The following is a 16,058-nucleotide window of genomic DNA, read 5'->3' as shown; positions in this document are numbered from 1 at the left end:
ATATGATTTCGCTGCAAGCGGGCGCTGAGGACGTTGAGTTGCCGACGTCTTCGGCGCCCGTTTGGTTTTGTGCGTCGTCGAGAAAGTTGCGCCGATGAAGCGTCTCATTTTGACTGGTTCCGGCTCCCGCCTCGCACGGTCGGGTCTGGCAGAGGTCGTTATTGCCTTTCGCTTTCGCTTCGTTCGGGGGCCGCTGCCTCCGGCAGAAGAGCTCGAAGATTATTTTGGCGCGCGTTCCGGCCAGGGCCCGGGTCGTCATTGGTCGGATTGGTGTTCATGGAGATTGTTCTCCGATGAAGCCCGGGCTCGCAGGCACCTTTCGTTTATCGGGTATTGCGAACCATATGATGCTATCGAGCTGTGGTTCGAAAGGTATCCAAACGACCAGCTAGAGCTGATTTTTCTACTGGATTTTTTCAGGTCTCATCCCGGCACTGCAGCCAGATTGAAGTTGGCTCTTGTTGATTTCGATCTGATGATGCCACCCGAACAGATGCCTGAGCTGGAGAATGTGCTGACGGTCGACGTCACCGCAGCCGAGCTCAATACCGGAAGCGCGGCATGGCGAGCCTATTGCGCGGCAACTCCGAAGCCCTTCCTAAATTGCTTGCGGAGCGATCTTAGTTCGCTGCCGTTTCTGAGGTCGGCCATGCTTGCCGTTGCTGCAGAATTGCCCTCTTTCGCGACCGGGCTGGGGGCGACTGAGATGCGACTTCTTGAGCTGATCGCGCGTTACGATGGCTTTTCAGCGCTTGGACTGCTCCATCGTTCCTGGAGTCCCGAAAATGTATTCGGGGAACTTGAGATTTTTTCATTGCTCGACGGCCTCGCGGACGGTCCGTCGCCTGCAGTGACCGATCTCGAACGACCGCAGAGCAAAAGGAGCTGGCACGCGCGCTACGCCGCAAGCTATCCGCGGCTGACCGAGTTCGGCGAAGCGATCATCGCGCACCAGGAAGACTTCAGCAGCTATAACCCGATCGATCGCTGGTGGGGCGGCACGCACCTCACCAACGACAATCTCTGGCGCGTTGCTCCGACGTTGACCAAGCCGTAGTCAACTCAACCTGGCGCCAGCGCCTTTTCCCGGCTCGCGATCAGCGCCCGCAAGTCTTCCGTCACGGCGACGGATTGATGCGTCTTCTGGTCGGTCGCGACCCAGATGATCTCGCCGGTGGCGCGTAGATCGTCGGAGCCCTTGGCGAAGATCGCGAGTGCAAGGTTGATCGAGGAGCGGCCGATCCGCGCGACGCGGACGCAGACCTCGATGTCCTCGTCGAACCGGATCGGGGCCTTGTATTCGACGACCGATTTCACGGTGTGGAAGTCGATGCCGGTCCGCGCCACCTCGCCGAGATAGTCGTAACCGAGCGCGCGGAAGTATTCGGTGATCGCGGTATCGAAATAGGTCAGATAGTGGGCGTTGAACACCACGGCCTGCGCGTCGACCTCGGAATAGCGGACGCGGAACGGGAAATGAAACCAGAATTCCTCGCGCATGTTTCCTCCTGCCGCAAGCGGGGCCTGTTTCTTATCGTTCTTCCCGCGATCCGCTCCTGCGAGCGCGGCGTGCTAGCTGCAGCTTCGGCCGATCGGCGAAGTCTTTTCGATGCAGCTGACGGGTTGAGCCACAGGGCTCAACCCAGATTTTGACATCCCGAACGGTGCGCTTGTCCGGGAATTCGCCGCGGCTATTCCGCCGCCTGCGCGTAATCCTCGATCGGCGGGCACGAGCACACCAGATTGCGATCGCCGTAGACGTTGTCGACGCGGCCGACCGGGCTCCAGTATTTGTCAGACCGCGACACGCCCGCCGGGAAGCAGCCCTCGGTGCGGGTATAGGCCCGGTTCCAGGCATCGTCGGCGATGTCGTGCACGGTGTGCGGGGCGTGGCGCAGCGGCGAGGCCTCGATGGTCCAGCGGCCCTTCTCGACCTCCGCGATCTCGTTGCGGATCGCGATCATGGCATCGCAGAAGCGGTCGATCTCGAACTTCGACTCCGATTCCGTCGGCTCGATCATCAGCGTGCCGGCCACCGGGAAGCTCATGGTCGGCGCGTGGAAGCCGTAGTCGATCAGCCGCTTGGCGATGTCGTCCACCGTGACGCCGCTGGTCGTCTTCAGCCCGCGCGGGTCGACGATGCACTCATGCGCGACACGGCCGCGCTCGTTGCGATACAGCACCGGGAAGTGCGGCTGCAACCGTGCGGCGATGTAGTTCGCGTTGAGGATCGCAATCTCCGTGGCGCGCGTCAGGCCTTCGCCGCCCATCATCAGGATGTAGATGTAGGAGATGGTCAGGATCGACGCCGAGCCGAACGGCGCGGCCGATACCGGGCCGATCGCATGCGCCGTCGCGCCGTCGGTCGCAGGATGCCCGGGCAGGTAGGGCGCAAGATGCGCCTTGACGCCGATCGGGCCCATGCCGGGGCCGCCGCCGCCATGCGGGATGCAGAAGGTCTTGTGCAGGTTGAGATGGCTGACATCGGCGCCGTAATCGCCGGGCCGCGACAGCCCGACCTGCGCATTCATGTTGGCGCCGTCGAGATAGACCTGTCCGCCATGCGCATGCACGATGTCGCAGATCTCGCGGATATGCTCCTCGAACACGCCGTGGGTCGACGGGTAGGTGATCATGACAGCGGCGAGATTGGCCGAGTGCTTCTCGGCCTTGGCGCGGAGATCATTGACGTCGACGTCGCCGCGCGCATCGCACGCCACCACCACGACATCCATGCCGACCATCGCGGCCGAGGCCGGATTGGTGCCGTGCGCGGAGGAGGGAATCAGGCAGACCTTGCGGTGCGGCTCGCCGCGCGCCAGGTGATAACCCCGGATCGCAAGCAGCCCGGCATATTCGCCCTGCGCGCCTGAGTTCGGCTGCAGCGACACCGCGTCATAGCCGGTGATGTCGCACAGCCACTGCTCGAGCCGCTTGAACAGCGCGTGATAGCCCTTGGCCTGATCCGCGGGCGCGAACGGATGCAGATTGCCGAACGCCGGCCAGGTCAGCGGGATCATTTCGGTGGTGGCGTTGAGCTTCATCGTGCAGGAGCCGAGCGGGATCATCGCGCGGTCGAGCGCCAGGTCGCGATCGCTGAGCTTGCGCATGTAGCGCAGGAGCTCGGTCTCGGAGCGGTGCGTGTTGAACACCGGATGGGTGAGGAAGGCGCTGGTGCGCCGCAGCTCCTTCGGCAGCGCCTCGCGTGCGGCGGCCTCGATCTCGGCAAAGCTGAGCTTGCCGCCGAACACGCGCCACACCGCCTCGACGGTCTCCGGCGTCGTGGTCTCGTCCAGCGCAATGCCGAGCGTGGTCGCACCGATGCGCAGATTGATCCGCTCCGCCTGCGCGCGCGTCACGATCTCGATCAGCTTCGGTCCGACCTCGACGGTCACGGTGTCGAAGAACGCCTCGCTGGTCGGCGCAAAGCCGAGCTTGCGCAGGCCTGCGGCCAGCACGGTGGCGCGGCGGTGCACGCCGCGTGCGATATGGGTCAGGCCTTCGGGGCCGTGGTAGACCGCATACATCGAGGCGATCACGGCGAGCAGCACCTGCGCGGTGCAGATGTTCGAGGTCGCCTTCTCGCGGCGGATATGCTGCTCGCGGGTTTGCAGCGCCAGCCGATAGGCCGGTGCCCCACGCGAATCCACCGAGAGGCCGACGATGCGGCCGGGCAGCGAGCGCTTCAGCGTGTCGCGCACCGCCATGTAGGCGGCGTGCGGCCCGCCATAGCCCATCGGCACGCCGAACCGCTGCGCCGAGCCGATCGCGATGTCGGCACCGAGCTCGCCAGGTGAGGTCAGCAGCGTCAGCGACAGCAGGTCGGCGGCCACGATCGCCAGCGCACCCTTGGCGCGCAGCGACGCGATCGCAGGCTTGAGGTCGCGCACGGCGCCAGATGTGCCGGGATATTGCAGGAGCGCGCCGAGCACGTCGGCCTTGTCGAGCTCGGTGAGGGGATCGCCGACCAGCAGCGCCCAGCCCAGCGGCGCGGCGCGGGTGCGCATCACCGCCAGCGTCTGCGGATGCACTTCCTTGTCGACGAAGAACACCTTCGCCTTCACCTGCGAGTGGCGCTCGGCGAGCGCCATCGCTTCGGCCGCCGCGGTCGCCTCGTCGAGCAGCGAGGCGTTGGCGACGTCGAGCCCGGTGAGGTCGCAGATCATGGTCTGGTAGTTGAACAGCGCTTCCAGCCGGCCCTGGCTGATCTCCGGCTGATACGGCGTATAGGCAGTGTACCAGGCCGGGTTCTCCAGGATGTTGCGCTGGATCACCGCCGGCAGGATGGTGCCGGAATAGCCCTGGCCGATCAGCGACGTGAACACCTGGTTCTGCGCGGCGAGCTCGCTCATATGGGCGAGCGCCTCGGTCTCGCTCAGCGCGCGGCCGAGATCGAGCGGCGCCTTCTGGCGGATCGACGCCGGCAGCGTCTCATTCATCAGCGCCTGCAGGCTCGCGGCGCCGACCGTTTCCAGCATCGCGTTGACGTCGCGCGGCGACGGTCCGATGTGGCGGCGGACGAAATCGGTGGCGGCTTCGTTGATCGGCTTGAAGGGCGCGTTCATGGGCTGATCCTCGGATGATCCTCAGGCGGTGTGCGCGGCGTAGGCGGCTTCATCCATCAGGCCGCCGAGTTCGCTCTTGTCAGCAATCCTGAGCTTGAAGAACCAGGCCTTGCCGCCGGCATCCGAATTGACCAGTGCGGGCTCGGCAGCGAGGTCCTCGTTGACCTCGATCACCTCGCCGGTGATCGGCGCGTAGACGTCAGAGGCGGCCTTGACGGATTCGACGACGGCGGCGGCCTCGGCCTTCTTCAGGCTGCGGCCGACCTTGGGCAGTTCGACGAACACGACGTCGCCGAGCTGCGACTGCGCGTAATCAGTGATCCCGATCGTGGCGACATCGCCCTCGATGCGGAGCCATTCGTGGTCGGACGTGTAGAGCGTCGTCATGGGATCGATCCTTCAGCGTTTAGCGTTTGTAGGTATTGGGGACGAAGGGCGTGGCGGCGACCTTCAACGGCAGCCGCTGGCCGCGCACTTCGGCGAAAACGGTGGTGCCGACCGCGGAGAGGGCGGTCGGCAGATAGCCCATCGCAACCGGCGCATTGAGGCTCGGGCCGAAGCCGCCTGAGGTCACCTTGCCGATTGGCTCGGCCGAGGTGGCGTCGGCAAACAGCGGGGCGCCTTCGCGCACTGGCGCGCGGCCGTCGGGCCTTAAGCCCACGCGGCGGCGGGCGGCGCCATCAGCGAATTGCGCGAGTATCTTGTCGGCGCCGGGGAAGCCGCCGGCGCGGGCGCCACTGTTGCGGCGAACCTTCTGCACCGACCATTCCAGCGCGCCTTCGACCGGCGTCGTCGTGGTGTCGATGTCATGTCCGTAGAGGCAGAGCCCGGCCTCGAGCCGCAGGCTGTCGCGCGCGCCGAGCCCGATCGGCAGCACGTCGGGATTATCCAGCAGCGCCGTGACCAGCGCCTCCGCCTTGTCCGCGGGCACGGAAATCTCAAAGCCGTCCTCGCCGGTGTAACCGGAGCGCGAGACGAAGCAGTCGATGTCGGCGACGCGGCGCGGGCCGGCGTCCATGAATTTCATCGAACTGACATCTGCACACAATTTCGCCAGTGCCGATTCGGCTTTCGGCCCTTGCAGCGCGATCAGTGCGCGGTCGGCCAGCGACACGATCTCGCAAGCATCGGAGAGATTCGCGCGCAGATGCGCCTCGTCCTCTTCCTTGCAGGCGGCATTGACCACCAGGAACAAATGGTCGCCGAAATTCGCCACCATCAAATCGTCGAGCAGGCCGCCATCATTGTTGGTGAATTGCGCGTAGCGCTGCCGACCTGGCGCGATGCCGACGATGTCCTGCGGCACCAGTTTTTCCAGCGCGAGCGCCGCATCGCCGACCTTGCCGGATTTGGCCTTCAGCACGAGCTGTCCCATATGGGACACGTCGAACAGGCCGGCGTCCTTGCGGGTGTGCAGATGCTCCTTGAGCACGCCGGCCGTGTATTGCACCGGCATGTCATAGCCGGCGAACGGCACCATCTTGGCGCCGCGCGCCAGATGCAGCGCGTGCAGCGGGGTCTGTTTCAGCGGGGAGTTTTCGTGCGCACGCATACAGGGCCCTCGCGGTTCCCGCCGGGGACCTATTTCCCCTTGAGAAACCTGCAGAAAGCCCCATCTGTCGCTGTGCCTGAGAGTATTATCCCGTCGGCGGACGCAATCGGGGAGAACCCCAGCGCCTCTTTCCAGATGTCAGACGTCACGCGGTCCTTTTGCCTGAGAGTTTCCGGGGCGGTTGCTCCTTCGGCGCCGGCCCAGGACAGGGCCAGTCTCTCCCGACGTGACTACTTACAAGTAGGACCAAAACACGGCCCCGCCAAGGCTGTCAACGCACCCGGACGACTATCAACGGGCTTTGTGCTGTTGCGGCAAGCCCATGATCCGCCTGCACAGTTTCTGGACACCGCAGCTGGCAATGTCTAAAAGCGTTCGGCCGGAAAATGACGCCTTTTTGCGGCTGGCCGGCCCCTTTTTCCGATTGGATGAACATGAGCAGCGTCAACGACATCAGGTCGACATTTCTGAACTTCTTCAAGGAGAACGGGCACGAGATCGTGGCCTCGTCGCCGCTGGTGCCGCGCAACGACCCGACCCTGATGTTCACCAATGCCGGCATGGTGCAGTTCAAGAACGTCTTCACCGGCGTCGAGAAGCGCGGCTATCAGCGCGCCACGACGTCGCAGAAGTGCGTGCGCGCCGGCGGCAAGCATAACGACCTCGACAATGTCGGCTACACCGCGCGCCATCTCACCTTCTTCGAGATGCTCGGCAACTTCTCGTTCGGCGACTACTTCAAGGAGCGCGCGATCGAGCTCGCCTGGAATCTGATCACCAAGGGGTACGGGCTGAAGAAGGACAAGCTGCTCGTCACCGTCTACCACACCGACGACGAGGCGGCCGGCTACTGGAAGAAGATCGCCGGCTTCTCGGACGACCGCATCATCCGCATCCCGACCTCGGACAATTTCTGGGCGATGGGCGACACCGGCCCGTGCGGACCGTGCTCCGAGATCTTCATCGACCGCGGCGAGCACATCTGGGGCGGACCTCCGGGCAGCCCCGAGGAGGACGGCGATCGCTTCCTCGAGTTCTGGAATCTGGTGTTCATGCAATACGAGCAGGTGACGAAGGAGGAGCGCGTGGCGCTGCCGCGTCCCTCGATCGACACCGGCATGGGCCTGGAGCGCATGGCCTGCATCCTGCAGGGCGTCGAGAGCGTGTTCGAGACTGATCTTTTCCGTCATCTCATCGATGCGGCGGCGTCGGCGCTTGGCCATGGGCCGAACGAGCAGAACGTCGCGTCGTATCGTGTCATCGCCGATCATCTGCGTTCGTCGGCGTTCCTGATCGCCGACGGCGTGCTGCCGTCGAACGAGGGCCGCGGTTACGTGCTGCGCCGGATCATGCGCCGCGCGATGCGCCACGCGCAGCTCCTGGGCGCGAGCGAGCCGCTGATGCATCGTCTGGTCTGGGCGCTGGTCCGCGAGATGGGCCAGGCCTATCCGGACCTGGTGCGCGCGGAGAAGCTGATCGAGGAGACGCTACAGCTCGAAGAGACCCGCTTCCGCAAGACGCTGGTGCGTGGCCTGTCCATCCTCGACGAGAAGAGCGCCGGCCTCAAGAAGGGCGACATGTTCGACGGCGACACCGCCTTCACGCTGTACGACACCTACGGTTTCCCGCTCGACCTGACTCAGGATGCGCTGAAGTCGCGCGGCATCAGCGTCGACCAGGCCTCGTTCACCGACGCGATGAACCGTCAGCGCGAGAAGGCGCGCGCCTCCTGGGCCGGCTCCGGCGAGGCGGCGACCGAGACCATCTGGTTCCCGCTGCGTGAGAAGCTCGGCGCAACCGAATTCCTCGGCTATGAGACCGAGAGCGCGGAAGGCGTGGTGACGGCGCTGGTCAAGGACGGCGCGGAAGTCGACGGTCTCAAGGCCGGTGAGAGCGGTGCGATCGTGCTGAACCAGACCCCGTTCTATGCGGAGTCGGGCGGCCAGGTCGGCGACGTCGGCATCCTCACGGGCGAAGGCGTCAAGTTCCGCGTCACCGACATGCAGAAGAAGGCCGGCGATCTGTTCGTGCATGTCGGCACGGTGGAGCAGGGCACGCTGAATGTCGGCACCGCGCTGCAGCTCGAGGTCGATCACGCCAGGCGTTCGTCGATCCGCGCCAACCACTCGGCGACGCATCTGTTGCATGAGGCGCTGCGCCAGGTGCTCGGCGATCACATCGCGCAGCGCGGCTCGCTGGTCGCGCCCGATCGGCTGCGTTTCGATTTCGTGCATCCGAAGCCGATCACGCCGGAAGAGCTCGCTCGCGTCGAGGACATCGCCAACGATGTCGTGCTCGAGAATGACGAGGTGACGACGCGCGTCATGGGCGTCGACGATGCCCGCGAAGCCGGTGCCCGCGCGCTGTTCGGCGAGAAGTACGGCGACGAGGTCCGCGTCGTCTCGATGGGCAAGAGCGCCCGCGAGCACGGCCAGAATGCGCTCGGCTGGTCGGTCGAGCTCTGCGGCGGCACCCATGTTCGCCGCACCGGCGACATCGGCCTGATCTCGGTGACCAGCGAGAGCGCGGTCGCGTCCGGCGTGCGCCGCATCGAGGCGCTGACGGGGCGTCACGCGCGCAAGCACGCCAACGACACGATGGCACTGGCGAAGACCGCGGCGGCCGAGCTGCGCACCACGATCGAGGACGTCCCGGCGCGCATCACGGCCCTGATGGAAGAGCGCAAGAAGCTCGAGCGCGACCTGTCTGATGCTCGCAAGAAGCTCGCGATGGGCGGCGGTAGTGGTGCGTCGAACGGCGCTGCGTCCGGCGTTCGCGAGGTCGGCAACGTCAAGCTGCTGGCGCGTGCGGTCGAGGGCGTCGAGACCAAGGACCTGAAGAGCCTGGTTGACGACGGCAAGAAGCAGATCGGCTCGGGCGTGGTCGCTATCGTCGGCGTCACCGAAGATGGCAAGGCCGGCATCGTGGTCGGCGTCACCGCCGACCTGACCTCGCGCTTCAACGCGGTCGAGCTGGTGCGCAAGGGCTCTGAGGTGCTCGGCGGCAAGGGCGGCGGCGGCCGGCCCGACATGGCGCAGGCCGGCGGACCCGACGGCGCCAAGGCCGACGCCGCGCTGTCGGCGATCGAACAGGCGATGGCCGGCGCCTGACGGAGAGGCTGATCGTGGCGACGGCTCCGCTCAAGCCCACGATCAGCGATCCCGGACTGCGCGACCGTCTCTACGAGCTGCTCGAACGCGATGATCTGCCGCATTCGGGCGGCTCGCGGTTTGCCGGGATTATCGTTGCCATCATCGCGGTCGACGTGCTGGCGGCGATCCTGGCCTCGGTGCCCGAGATCGATGCGCAATTCGGCTGGCTGCTGACGACGATCGAGATCGCGGCGGTGGCCGCCTTCGCGCTGGAATATGCCGCGCGGCTCTGGAGCGTGGTCGGCCACTCCCTGCGCGACGTGACGCCGCTACAGGCGCGGCGCGAATACGCCTTCTCGGCGCTCGGCATCATCGACCTGCTCGCCTTCCTGCCGTCAGCCGTCGCGCTTGCGATCGGTGACAAGACCGCGCTGGTGCTGTTCGGCATGCTGCCGTTCCTTAAGCTGGTGCGCTATTCGACCGCGATGCGCTCGCTGCTGGCGGCGCTGCATGCCGAGCGGCGCACGCTGTTCGGCTGCGTGGTGATCCTGACCGGCGCGGTGCTGCTGTTTGCCTCGCTGCTCTATGGCATCGAACACAAGGTGCAGCCGGACAAGTTCGGCACCATGCCGCAGGCGATGTGGTGGGCGATCGTGACGCTCGGCACCGTCGGCTACGGCGATGTCGTCCCGGTGACGCCGCTCGGCCGGATCGTCACCGTGGTTGCGATCGTGGTCGGCTTTGCGATGATCGCGCTGCCGGTCGCGATCATCTCGACGGCGTTCGCCGACGAGGTCCGCCGCCGCGACTTCGTCGTGACCTGGGGCATGCTGGCGCGGGTGCCGCTGTTCTCACATCTCAACGCCGCCGATATTGCCGACATCATGCGGCTGTTGCGGTCGCAGACCATCGAGGCCGGCGAGGTGCTGGTGCGGCGCGGCGATGCGGCGGCGTCGATGTATTTCATCACCGCCGGCGAGGTCGAGATCGACCTGCCGAACCAGCGGGTGCGGCTGGCCGACGGCACGTTCTTCGGCGAGATCGCGCTGCTTCGGCGCACCAACCGCTCCGGTACGGTGACGGCGACGCGCAAGACCAAGCTCTTGCTGCTCGCCGCGCAGGACTTCCATGCCTTGATCGAGCGCATGCCGGCGCTCGCCGCGCATGTCCGGGAGACCGCAGAGGCCCGACTTGCCGATCCGCTCACGGCCGGCGGCGACCTTGCCGCCGCGGAGATTGCGCAAGCGCCGCGCGAGACCGACGGCGGAATCCGGGATTAGTTTTGACGCGTTTTCTTCACGCGAACCGGTACCCACTTCGCTCGAAAACGCTTTGGCCTAGTCGCGGCGCAGGAAGACGTAATCCGCCGAATACGCCGCGCTCTTCAGCAGGCCGGCCTTGTCGCAGGCGCCGCTGAGCTCGCCGCCCGAGGTGTTGATCCGCTGCACGGTGGCGACGCTGGAGAGCAGGCCATTGCCGCGGTGGGCGATCACCTCGAGTTTCAGCCAGGGAATATCGGCGGCGGTGGTGCCCGGCGCGCTGCCGGCAGTGCGGGCAGTCACGGCGCTGCCGTCGACATGCTCCCAATTCGGACCCGCATAGTGCCGGCCGACGGTGCGGCCATCGGCGATCAGGGTCGCGACCGGCTCGCGGAACGACCAGGCGAGCTTGCCGTCGGTGACCGGCTTGCACTCATAGACCTGGACGCCTTCGGCATGGACCGACAGGACGGGAGACTCAGCCGGCGCCGCGACGGCGTCGGGCAGGGGATCGGCGGCGAGTGCCGCCGACCCGGTGAGCAGGAAAGATGCGAGCGCAACGGCTCTGACAAGGGCCATGATATGCGCTCGCTGCTGTGTCCGGAAACGGCGGCCTTAGGCCGCCATCGCCTTGCCGAGGTTCTCGGCAACCTTGTCGAGGAAGCCGGTGGTGGAGAGCCAGCGCTGGTCGGCGCCGACCAGCAGCGCGAGGTCCTTGGTCATGTAGCCGTCCTCGACGGTCGCGACGCAGACCTTCTCCAGGGTGGTGGCGAACTTCGCCAGCTCCGGATTGTTGTCGAGCTTGGCGCGGTGGGCGAGGCCACGGGTCCAGGCGAAGATCGACGCGATCGAGTTGGTCGAGGTCTCCTTGCCCTTCTGGTGCTCGCGATAGTGGCGGGTCACGGTGCCGTGGGCGGCTTCGGCTTCCACCGTCTTGCCGTCCGGGGTGAGCAGCACCGAGGTCATCAGGCCGAGCGAGCCGTAGCCCTGGGCCACGGTGTCGGACTGCACGTCGCCGTCATAGTTCTTACAGGCCCAGACATAGCCGCCGGACCACTTCAGCGCCGAAGCGACCATGTCGTCGATCAGGCGGTGCTCATAGGTCAGGCCCTTGGCCTCGAATTCCTTCTTGAACTCGCGGTCGTAGATGTCCTGGAAGATGTCCTTGAAGCGGCCGTCATAGACCTTGAGGATGGTGTTCTTGGTCGAGAGATAGACCGGGTAGTTGCGCAGCAGGCCGTAGTTCAGCGAAGCGCGGGCGAAATCGATGATGGAGTCGTCGAGATTGTACATCTCCATCGCGACGCCGGCGCCGGGCGCCTTGAACACTTCGCGCTCGATCACGGTGCCGTCCTCGCCGACGAACTTCAGCGACAGCGTGCCCTTGCCCGGGAATTTGATGTCGGTGGCGCGGTACTGGTCGCCATAGGCGTGGCGGCCGATGATGATCGGCTTGGTCCAGCCGGGAACCAGGCGCGGCACGTTCTTGCAGATGATCGGCTCGCGGAAGATCACGCCGCCGAGGATGTTGCGGATGGTGCCGTTCGGCGACTTCCACATCTGCTTCAGGCCGAACTCCTTCACCCGGGCCTCGTCGGGGGTGATGGTGGCGCATTTGACGCCGACGCCGACCTTCTTGATGGCTTCGGCGGCGTCGATGGTCACCTGGTCATTGGTCTCATCGCGGTATTCCATGCCCAGATCGAAATAGAGCAGTTCGACATCCAGGAACGGGTTGATCAGCTTGTCCTTGATGTACTGCCAGATGATCCGGGTCATCTCGTCGCCATCGAGCTCGACGACGGGGTTGGATACCTTGATTTTTGCCATGACGGGGAGGCCCTCTTGGGAACGGCGCGCTTTTGACGGCGGGGGGTGGAAAATACGCCTGCGCTATAGCACCGCCCGGGGACGGGCGGAAGCGCACCGGTTATGCACTTTCAGCCCATCTTTTCACCGAGAACCGCCATCTCCGGGACGGGTTTTCCTCAACTGAACCCCTCTAAAACGGGACCTGGGTCGCGGTCCCGGCCACGATGTACCAGGTCACGAACAGGCCCGCGATCAGGGCCCCCGGCAGGCTCGATCCGGTCCGCCGCCAGGTGAAGGTCGCGATCACGGCCACGATCGCCAGCAGCGGCACGAACTGGATCGCGACGATGGTCGAGAGCGGCACGAAACCGGGGTCGGGGATCGGGTTGAACAGCTTTCCGGTCAGCCACAGCGTGCCGTATTGCAGCACCAGCAACACGATGAAACCGAGCGTCAGCGCCAGGATGTTGGTGAGGTAGAGCGCCCCGCGCGGCGCATCCATGGTCGAGAAATTCCGGTGCAGCACGTGCAGCGCCACGACGAAAAACGCCGTGAACGGAATCAGATAGATCAGGAAGATGAGGAATTGCTTCGCGCTCATCAACTTGAGTGCGACGATCCAGAACCGGAAGTCGATCTTGAAGGCGAGGTTGGCAAGCCACAGCACGGCGTAACCCACCGCAACCGACGCCAGCGCGATCACGATGGATTGACCGACGAGGCCGGCCCGGCTGGTCCGCTTCGGCGCGAACCGCATCAGGGCCAGCGTGATCAGGAGGTTGATGATAGCCCAGACCAGGATCTGGTTGGTGATGCCCTGCGGCAGGAATGCACTCGGGGTCACGAAGGTGCCGCCCAGCGCAAAGGCCGGGTAGTAGGTCAGCGCCGGGATGAAGGCTGATAGGATGAAGGCCGCGGTCCAGCGCCGGCCGCTCGCAGCCTCGTGCGGCGGCATGGTGCCGTCCGCCACCGCCGGCAGCCGCAGCCGGGAGAACGCCGGTGCTTCCAGCAGCCCGTCGAACGTCCCGATTACAAGCGCGACGAAACCGATGAGGGCGATGAGCGTGCCGATCTCCTTGCGGAACCAGATCTGGTCATCGACCGGGCGCGGCGTGCCGCCCTTCAAGGTCTTGGCGAACCAGTCGAGGCTGTAACCGATCGCTTCATGCGAGATGTGTTCGGCCGGATGGGTCATCGCCGGCGTGTACAGCACCCTTGCGGTGCCGGCGGCCGGATCGCCATAGACTTTGCTCGGCTCGACCGCACCCTGGGTGCCGAACAGCGCCCAAAGCTTCGGGCTCTTGGTGACGTCGCGGGCGAGGTCGACGCCCCACATCAGGGTGGAGAATTCCTCATACTGCGCGAACACCAGTGCGGTGTTGCGCGGCCAGCTCGCGGTGCCCTCGGCGGCGAAAGGCTTGCCGGTGGACGAGCCTTCCAGCACCATCGACTTGTAGTCGTTGGGCATCGCGGCGGCTGCCGCCAGCACGGTCCAGCCGCCCATCGAATGGCCCTCGAGCCCGATATTGTCCTTGTCGACGAAAGGCAGGCTGCGGAGATAGGCGAGGCCGTCAGGTCCGCCGAAGCCGTTGGCGAAGGACGGCGGGTCGCTGTAGCCGTGGCCGGTCTGGTCGAGCGCCAGCACGACATAGCCGCGGCGGGCGAACTCGATGGCGAAGCCGTCCTGGGTCTCGCGCGAATTGATGTAACCGTGGACCGCCAGGATGCCCGGCGCCGGGATCTGCGGCGTGGCATTCGCCGGGACGTAGAGCAGGGCGCTCATGGTGTTGCCCTTGGCGCCCTTGAACCTGACATCCTCGATCCGGATGCCGCCCGCAGTCTGTGTGAAGTGGGCGAGCAGGCCCCCCGCCACGATCAAGATCAAGCCCACAACGGCCAGCGTCCATCTGCCCCGCATCGTCGTCCCCCCAAGTGCTTCGCGACCCAAGTGCTTTGACCAAGTGCCCCGCCGTTCAATCGGCGTCTCAAGCGTGCCTTTACAGCTTCGCTTTGGTTGTGGTTGATAGCCTATCCGAAGGCGAAGCGCGCGCAAGCGGCGGCCTTCGCATTGTGCGATCGGGATTCCGATTGAGGATTCGCAATCGCCGCTAACCCTGTTATCTGCTTGGAGAAATTGGTCCCGCGCAAAACCGGTGCAAAGCTGGTTGCGGGCCCCTCGATGAGACTTTGAATCAGCCGCTTCGGAAGCTGATTCAAAATCTTCAGATGTTGAATCAGAAAGTGAAGTGAGATGTCCGGCACCGACAAGACCAAGGCAGGGCACGACCTTGCCGGTCCCGTCGTCATCCTGGTCGAGCCGCAGCTTGGCGAGAACATCGGCATGGCCGCGCGCGCGATGGGCAATTTCGCGCTGACGAGGATGCGCATCGTCAACCCGCGCGACGGCTGGCCGAACATTGCCGCCGAGCGCGCCGCCGCCGGTGCCGACCACATCATCGGCTCCGTCGAGCTGTTCGACACCGTCGAGCAGGCGATCGCCGACCTCACGCTGGTGTTTGCGACCACCGCGCGCGCCCACGACCAGGCCAAGCCGGTGGTCGGGCCCGAGGGCGCGGCCCGCGAGATCGTCAGCCATGTCGCATCCGGCGGCGGCGCCGGCATCCTGTTCGGGCGGGAACGTTCCGGCCTGACCAATGACGAGGTCGCGCTCGCCAACCGCATCATCACCTTTCCGGTCAACCCGGGCTTCGCCTCGCTCAACCTGGCGCAGGCGGTGCTCCTGATGGGGTACGAATGGTTCAAGCTCTCGACCGCCGGCGCGCTGCCGTTCGCGATGCCCGAGCGGTCCGAGCCGGCCTCCCAGCACCAGATGCAGGCGTTCTTCGACAACCTCGTCGCCGAGCTCGACAAGGTCGAGTTCCTGCGGCCGGCCGAGAAGCGCGACACCATGCTGGTCAACCTGCGCAACATCTTCACCCGGATGGATCCGACCAAGCAGGACATGCACACGCTGCACGGCGTGGTGATGGCGATCGCCGAGGGCCGCAAGGGCCCGGCCAAGGGCGGCGTGCTCGACGGCGCCCAGGCGACAAGGCTCCGCGCGCTGCTTGCCGAGCAGGGCGGCGGCGGCGCGACCGCCGACAACTCCAGCACGGTACGCGGGCTCGCCCGGCTGCTCCGCCGCAACCCGACCGACGCCGAACGGATCCTGTGGCAGGCCTTGACCCGGGACCGCCGCTTCGCAGGCCACTTCAAGCGCCAGACCCCGGTCGGCCGCCACATCCCCGACTTCGTTTCCTTCGTGCACCGGACCGCGATCGAGCTGGTCAATCCGAACGAGAGCGAGGCCATCGGCACGGATCGCGCCAAGCGCCGCGCCTGGCTCGAGGCGCGCGACTACCGGGTGGTCGACATGCAGGTGGCCGACATTGAGCGCGACCTCGACGCCGAGCTGGCGCGGCTGGAGGCGGGGCTGCAGCAGGGGCGGTAGCTCGCGCAGCTGCTCCGTCCGCGGGGCAACAATGAGTTCGGGTGTACGGCTCTCTCCACATGTCGTCCCGGCGAAGGCCGGGAGCTATGCGCCGCGGCTTGTGTTGCGGGTAGGACTCGTCGTTCTCTTGTCGCAAGACAATTGGCACTCGTGGTTGTGGGTCCCGGCCTGCGCCGGGACGACAGCGAATCTGTGGCGCGGTCCGTAAGTCATACAGTCGCGTTCTCGCGACATGATTGTTCGAGCCTTGATTGTCGTTTCGTCACTCTGGAGACAGCTCAGCGCCTGTCGAAACCACCTCACATTTTGATGAGGTCGGCAGCGCGA

Annotated in this window: 11 protein-coding genes and 1 riboswitch; of the genes, 4 read left to right on the top strand and 7 right to left on the bottom strand. The window is 65.5% G+C overall.

Going from position 1 to position 16,058, the window contains the following annotated elements; genetic code table 11:
- Window positions 1–94: 94 nt before the first annotated feature.
- Complete coding sequence (locus JQ616_RS15055; RefSeq protein ID WP_212015494.1) at window positions 95–1,057, top strand: hypothetical protein; 963 nt, start codon at window positions 95–97, stop codon at window positions 1,055–1,057.
- A gap of 5 nt (window positions 1,058–1,062) precedes the next feature.
- On the opposite strand, the gene JQ616_RS15050 is transcribed toward JQ616_RS15055, so the two are convergent.
- From JQ616_RS15050 to gcvT, 4 genes are all read right to left on the bottom strand, one after another.
- Entirely contained in the window at window positions 1,063–1,500 is a 438-nt protein-coding gene (locus tag JQ616_RS15050; protein WP_212015492.1) for an acyl-CoA thioesterase, read from the bottom strand.
- 191 nt (window positions 1,501–1,691) lie between these two features.
- On the bottom strand, window positions 1,692–4,565 hold the full coding sequence (gcvP, locus tag JQ616_RS15045) for an aminomethyl-transferring glycine dehydrogenase (protein ID WP_212015490.1): 2,874 nt from the start codon (window positions 4,563–4,565) through the stop codon (window positions 1,692–1,694).
- A gap of 21 nt (window positions 4,566–4,586) precedes the next feature.
- Entirely contained in the window at window positions 4,587–4,952 is a 366-nt protein-coding gene (gene gcvH / locus JQ616_RS15040) for a glycine cleavage system protein GcvH (RefSeq protein ID WP_212015488.1), read from the bottom strand.
- A 19-nt stretch (window positions 4,953–4,971) separates the two neighbouring features.
- Window positions 4,972–6,117 carry a glycine cleavage system aminomethyltransferase GcvT gene (gene gcvT, locus JQ616_RS15035; protein ID WP_212015487.1) on the bottom strand — a complete coding sequence of 382 codons (1,146 nt, stop codon included), beginning with the start codon at window positions 6,115–6,117 and terminating at the stop codon, window positions 4,972–4,974.
- Between the two features lie 141 nt (window positions 6,118–6,258).
- Window positions 6,259–6,351: riboswitch (glycine riboswitch) on the bottom strand.
- Window positions 6,352–6,551: 200 nt separating this feature from the next.
- Here gcvT and alaS point away from each other — a divergent pair.
- Complete coding sequence (gene alaS / locus JQ616_RS15030; RefSeq protein ID WP_212015486.1) at window positions 6,552–9,227, top strand: alanine--tRNA ligase; 2,676 nt, start codon at window positions 6,552–6,554, stop codon at window positions 9,225–9,227.
- 11 nt (window positions 9,228–9,238) lie between these two features.
- The gene (locus JQ616_RS15025; protein WP_212016314.1) at window positions 9,239–10,489 is read left to right on the top strand and encodes a cyclic nucleotide-gated ion channel; all 1,251 of its coding nucleotides are present in this window, start codon (window positions 9,239–9,241) and stop codon (window positions 10,487–10,489) included.
- A 57-nt stretch (window positions 10,490–10,546) separates the two neighbouring features.
- Here JQ616_RS15025 and JQ616_RS15020 read toward each other — a convergent pair whose 3' ends face one another.
- From JQ616_RS15020 to JQ616_RS15010, 3 genes are all read right to left on the bottom strand, one after another.
- On the bottom strand, window positions 10,547–11,047 hold the full coding sequence (locus JQ616_RS15020; RefSeq protein WP_212015485.1) for a DUF3455 domain-containing protein: 501 nt from the start codon (window positions 11,045–11,047) through the stop codon (window positions 10,547–10,549).
- Between the two features lie 36 nt (window positions 11,048–11,083).
- Entirely contained in the window at window positions 11,084–12,298 is a 1,215-nt protein-coding gene (locus tag JQ616_RS15015; RefSeq protein WP_212015484.1) for an NADP-dependent isocitrate dehydrogenase, read from the bottom strand.
- 172 nt (window positions 12,299–12,470) lie between these two features.
- A complete protein-coding gene (locus JQ616_RS15010) occupies window positions 12,471–14,198 on the bottom strand; it encodes an alpha/beta hydrolase family protein (protein WP_249136797.1) in 1,728 nt (575 codons plus the stop codon).
- Window positions 14,199–14,531: 333 nt separating this feature from the next.
- Between JQ616_RS15010 and JQ616_RS15005 the strand changes: the two genes are divergently transcribed.
- Window positions 14,532–15,731 carry a TrmJ/YjtD family RNA methyltransferase gene (locus JQ616_RS15005; protein WP_212015483.1) on the top strand — a complete coding sequence of 400 codons (1,200 nt, stop codon included), beginning with the start codon at window positions 14,532–14,534 and terminating at the stop codon, window positions 15,729–15,731.
- The last annotated feature ends 327 nt before the right edge of the window (window positions 15,732–16,058 follow it).

This window comes from Bradyrhizobium tropiciagri (assembly GCF_018130545.1).
Taxonomy (GTDB): domain Bacteria; phylum Pseudomonadota; class Alphaproteobacteria; order Rhizobiales; family Xanthobacteraceae; genus Bradyrhizobium; species Bradyrhizobium tropiciagri_A.
The sequence above is the reverse complement of the archived record's forward strand: the minus strand, read 5'-3'. Positions and strand labels throughout refer to the sequence as shown.

Excerpts from the sequence above, each read along its gene's own strand:
- JQ616_RS15055 (WP_212015494.1), top strand. The coding sequence starts at position 95 with ATGAAGCGTCTCATTTTGACTGGTTCCGGCTCCCGCCTCGCACGGTCG.
- JQ616_RS15050 (WP_212015492.1), bottom strand. The coding sequence starts at position 1,500 with ATGCGCGAGGAATTCTGGTTTCATTTCCCGTTCCGCGTCCGCTATTCC.
- gcvP (WP_212015490.1), bottom strand. The coding sequence starts at position 4,565 with ATGAACGCGCCCTTCAAGCCGATCAACGAAGCCGCCACCGATTTCGTC.
- gcvH (WP_212015488.1), bottom strand. The coding sequence starts at position 4,952 with ATGACGACGCTCTACACGTCCGACCACGAATGGCTCCGCATCGAGGGC.
- gcvT (WP_212015487.1), bottom strand. The coding sequence starts at position 6,117 with ATGCGTGCGCACGAAAACTCCCCGCTGAAACAGACCCCGCTGCACGCG.
- alaS (WP_212015486.1), top strand. The coding sequence starts at position 6,552 with ATGAGCAGCGTCAACGACATCAGGTCGACATTTCTGAACTTCTTCAAG.
- JQ616_RS15020 (WP_212015485.1), bottom strand. The coding sequence starts at position 11,047 with ATGGCCCTTGTCAGAGCCGTTGCGCTCGCATCTTTCCTGCTCACCGGG.
- JQ616_RS15015 (WP_212015484.1), bottom strand. The coding sequence starts at position 12,298 with ATGGCAAAAATCAAGGTATCCAACCCCGTCGTCGAGCTCGATGGCGAC.
- JQ616_RS15010 (WP_249136797.1), bottom strand. The coding sequence starts at position 14,198 with ATGCGGGGCAGATGGACGCTGGCCGTTGTGGGCTTGATCTTGATCGTG.
- JQ616_RS15005 (WP_212015483.1), top strand. The coding sequence starts at position 14,532 with ATGTCCGGCACCGACAAGACCAAGGCAGGGCACGACCTTGCCGGTCCC.